Annotated in this window: 3 protein-coding genes; 1 reads left to right on the forward strand and 2 read right to left on the reverse strand. The window is 58.6% G+C overall.

Features of this window, described 5'->3' with window-relative positions:
* Positions 1 to 177 precede the first annotated feature (177 nt).
* Positions 178 to 990, reverse strand: a complete 813-nt coding sequence (locus WCA10_RS14340) for an alkaline phosphatase family protein (RefSeq protein ID WP_472823216.1) — start codon at positions 988 to 990, stop codon at positions 178 to 180.
* A gap of 451 nt (positions 991 to 1,441) precedes the next feature.
* Between WCA10_RS14340 and WCA10_RS14345 the strand changes: the two genes are divergently transcribed.
* Positions 1,442 to 3,067 (forward strand): S10 family peptidase, encoded by a 1,626-nt coding sequence (locus WCA10_RS14345; RefSeq protein ID WP_472823217.1) that lies wholly within the window; start codon positions 1,442 to 1,444, stop codon positions 3,065 to 3,067.
* Between the two features lie 94 nt (positions 3,068 to 3,161).
* Here the strand turns inward: WCA10_RS14345 and WCA10_RS14350 are convergent.
* On the reverse strand, positions 3,162 to 3,533 hold a 372-nt coding region (locus WCA10_RS14350), incomplete at its 5' end, for a hypothetical protein (RefSeq protein ID WP_472823218.1).

A 3,533-nucleotide genomic window follows, 5' to 3' on the forward strand; every position in this document is an offset into this window, starting at 1 on the left:
GTGGAAAACAGCAGGGAAGAAGTGAAGCGTGAAAAAGTGAGTAAGTGCAGGGGTGAAATCGCAAGGAAGCGGAACAGCTCTTCTTAACTTCTTCACTCATTCACTTCTTCACTTCTTCACTTCCTCACTCCTTCACTTCCTCACTTCCTCACTCATTCACCGTTTCACCGCGTCCCTTTATTTCAGCACGAAAAATTCAGACATATCGGGAGCGGCCGCTGCTGCGCCCGGCGGGTTGGTGAGGCTGAGGACTTCCATCACCGTGCGCAGCATGCTTTGGTGCTGGTAGACAGTGGCGGATGTCTGCGTAAACCCGGCTTTCACGATGGGTCCCCAGAGAGCGGGAGCGACGTGGCCGCCGCCGTTTGCGACGTCGCTGACGACCGATTCGTCGAAGTCGACGACGAGCAGGCCGTCGCCGCCGCTTTGAAAGGCCGGATTGGCTGCCAGAGGGCTGATGACGTTCGACTGCAGCCAGGCATCGGCGGCCAAGGGTGTTCCATTGTGCGCGTCGTCGTTCAAATCGGGAACGATATAGGAAAAGTTGGGCAGCGTCTTGTTGGCGGCATCTGTCAGGAATTGTGAGAAGGGCTGGATGACTTGATTGGCGACCTCTGCGTTGTTGGCCACGTCGGACAGCATGGCGAAGGGGTTGTGGCGGACGACGTAGAGGCCGGTGTTTCCGCCCAGATAGCCCTGCGTAATGCCCTCGGCGTAGACCTTGAAGGTGACCTTCGAAGAGATCATCCGGCGCGCGAAGTTGTCGATATTCCAGACCTGGGTTGAGTTGTCATCCGTGGTCGGGATCTGGCCTGTGGTGAGCATGAAGTAGTTGGGAATGGAAAAATGGGCGTTGGCAAAGTAGTTGGTGGGCCGGGAGCCTTGCTTCATGAGGGCATTGAGGTTCGGCCACGCCGCGATGTTGCCGGCGACAGTGGAGTAGCTCTGGTTTTCTTCCATCACCAGAACGACGTGATGGCTGGTGGGCATCTGCGGCTGGGGGGGAGGGGGTGGGGTTGGAGTCGGCGTATCAGCACTTTTGGGACTCCCGCCGCAAGCTGAAAATGTGAGCCAAATCAACGCAAAGCCAGCAATAAGGAAGCGGTGACTCACGGCGGCTCTTTGATCAATGCGGCGAGGGCGCATATCTTTCGATTGCCTTCTTCCAGCTTTCTTGCGGTGCACACGTGCATGCGGGATTGGCGTTTCTGCTCGAACCGAAGGCTCTGAAGGTTCGTTCTCTGATTGAGAATGCCGCAAGGGAAAGGTGGTTGCTTGGCGCAACCTGAAGAAATCGTCATGATGCTCGCAGGCCGGGAAAAATGATTGCGTCTTCCCGACCCTGTTGAACGTCGCTTTAAAATCCGCGTATCAATCCGCATCCTTTTCCCCGAATGGGTGCGGGCTGGCTGTTCAAACCTTTCTGGAGGAATTTCCGCTCATGACATCCGTGCGTCGCTTCGCCTGGAGCGGGGTTGCCGCTGCAGCCTCGCTTTGTCTCTCCTGTCTTACACCGTTTCAATCCAGCCTCCACGCGCAGGAGCACCCTGCCGATCAGCCGCAGACCCGGCAACAAGGGCGACCGGGCGGCGAGGAGCAAAAAGAGGCTCCCAAGGAAACGCCTAAGGAAACGCCGATTCCGCCGGAGAAGAGCTCGGTGACGCATCATGAACTGAATCTCGGCGGAAAATCGCTGAAGTACACGGCGACGGCCGGCACGCTGCTGATTCGCGATCAAGACGATAAGCCTTACGGCAGCATGTTCTACGTGGCCTACACGCTCGATGGCGCCGATCCCGCGACCCGGCCGGTGAGTTTTCTCTACAACGGCGGCCCCGGATCGGCAACTTTGTGGTTGCATATGGGTTCGTTCTCGCCGGTGCGGATCGAGACGGATAGCCCCAAGGCCACGGCGGGACCCCCTTTCAAGCTGGTCCCGAATCAGTATTCCCTGCTCGACAAGACAGACATGGTGTTTATCGATGCGCCGCTGACGGGCTATTCGCGCGCCGTAGGCAAGGGCACGCCGAAGGATTTCACGGGCGTCGATGAGGATCTGAGGGCGTTCGACTGCTTCATTAGCCGCTATATCTCGGTCAATCAGCGGTGGAACTCGCCGAAGTTTCTGATTGGCGAATCGTATGGAACCACACGGTCGGCTGGATTGTCGGACATGCTTGCGGGCGACGGAATTCAGTTGAACGGCATTGTGCTGATTTCATCGATCCTCAACTACGCGGTCAGATCGCCGGGCTACGACAACATCTACATCTTCAACCTGCCAAGCTATGCGGCTGCTGCGTGGTACTTCGACAAGGTGCAAAACAAAACGCCGGATGTTGCGACGTGGGTGCAGCAGGCGCGGGAGTTTGCGTCGGGGCCGTTTGCCAAGGCGATGTATGAGGGGGACAAGCTGCCGGCGAGTGAGCTCGATTCCGTGGCCAAGGAGATGAGCAGGCTCACCGGGTTGAGCGTGGACTATATCAAAGAGGCGAATCTGCGCGTGTCGCCGACCCGGTTCCGCAAGGAAGTGCTGCGTGGCGATCGCAAGACACTGGGCCGCTATGACATGCGGTTCGAGGGCGAAGACCTGGACGCGGCCGGCGAAAACCCCGGCTACGATCCTTCGGATACGGGGATTGCCGGAGCGTTTGTGGCGGCCATTCACGGTTACCTGGAGCGGGACTTGAAGTATGAAAGCAACGACGCGTACCGCCCCACCGCCTACAACCTGATCATGGGTCAATGGGACATGAAACACAAGCCTGCGGGCAGTCGACCTGGCCCTGGAGGAGAGCAGGTACAGCCTTACGTGGCTGGAGACCTGGGCGACGCGATCCGCAAGAATCCGCATCTGCACGTCTTCTCCGCGAACGGGTATTTCGATCTGGCGACGCCGTTCTTCGCCACCGAATACGATCTGGACCATATGATGCTGGAGCCGGAACTTCGCGGGAATGTACAGTTCGGGTATTATCCGTCCGGGCACATGATCTACCTCAACGTGGAAGCGCTGCACAAGTTGAAGGACGATCTTGCGGCCTTTATCGATAAGTCGTCAAAGTAGCCGGAAAAACAAGCGGGGACTGCAGACTGAAATCCGCGGTCCCCGTGTTGTCTGGGGGAGTGGAACTGAATACGTTCCGGCCCGGTTGGCGAATTTAGAGCTGCGGTTGAGGAGCGCCGCCATCCGGTGGCGGGCCGCCGGGGCCGCCGTGCCGCCTCCGCTGCTGCTGCATGGCTTCGAATTTCTGCTTCTGATCGTCGGTCAGAATCGCTTTGACGCTGTTGTTCGAGCCTTCCATGATGGTGCGCATCTGGGCGCGGCGATCCTCTTGTGAAACTGACTGATCCTGCATGAGAGCCTGCATCTTCTGCTGGCGCTCAAGCAGCAGGGGCTTGATCTTCTCCTGCTGATCGGATGTCAGGTTGAGTTCGCGGGTCATGCGCTCAAGCTGACGGTTGGGGTCCATGCGCATGCCGCGACCACCGCGACCTTCGGGGGGAGGGCCGGCCTGATTCTGGTCGGGGGG

It is taken from the genome of Occallatibacter sp. (assembly GCF_049582745.1).
In the GTDB taxonomy this organism is placed as follows: Bacteria; Acidobacteriota; Terriglobia; order Terriglobales; family Acidobacteriaceae; genus Telmatobacter.